Origin of the sequence: Mesorhizobium sp. M7A.F.Ca.MR.148.00.0.0 (assembly GCF_003997735.1) — a bacterium.
Taxonomy (GTDB): Bacteria; Pseudomonadota; Alphaproteobacteria; order Rhizobiales; family Rhizobiaceae; genus Mesorhizobium.
In genome coordinates this window covers 1-691 of the sequence record NZ_RZTB01000313.1, presented here as the reverse complement: position 1 = coordinate 691, position 691 = coordinate 1, and the positions used below count along the sequence as shown (strand labels likewise).

Genomic DNA, 691 nt, shown 5'->3' with positions numbered 1-691 from the left:
CATCCTTGGAGGCACTTTCAAGAGCGGCCAGATTGAAGCGATCGATCAAGTGGCGATGCAACTCGACCTTGATCGTCAGAAAATCGTCGCCATGCGCTTCAGTATCGGCCGCTGGTAAAGGGGCAGAAGCAACAGGCTGTACGGCCAGCGGCTCGACCTTTGTCACTGCATGCTGTTCGCCTGCCCCCTTGATGAACCGCCCCAGCATAGTCGCTTATACTCCTCTCTGACTCACATTAGCGGAAACTAACTGTTAACCAAGGGAGGCACAAGCGCCCAGGCTGCTCGCGCATTCGCAATACTTTCACCATAGTTAATATCATGAGCCTGAAATAACGTGTTTATTTGATACGGATCCCCGCACGTGGTGAGAGCATCAATCCGGCTTTCCACGTTTGTCTGCTTTTCAGCGCCACACCGCCCGGAGACACCACTAAGCCTTTAGATATAAAGGAATATGCACTATTGCTAATGCTTCCACAATCCCGCCACATCCGGGGCTAAATTGTGAACGAATGGTTAAGGAAGGACAAAAAATGAGACGAATCAACCTGTTGGCAGCATTCGGAACTGTAATCTTCTTGCCGAATCATGTACAGGAAAGTTAAGGAACTCTTAATCTCGTTTGACTCTGCGTTTTCTCGGGACCTAGGATCGAGATGACGGGGGATGCTTGGGTATGGATTTCATC

At 49.9% G+C, this 691-nt stretch carries 1 pseudogene; it reads right to left on the bottom strand.

What is annotated here, in order from left to right:
- Window positions 1-208, bottom strand: a pseudogene (locus EOB49_RS38315) (CpaF family protein); the annotation flags it as partial.
- Between the last annotated feature and the right edge of the window lie 483 nt (window positions 209-691).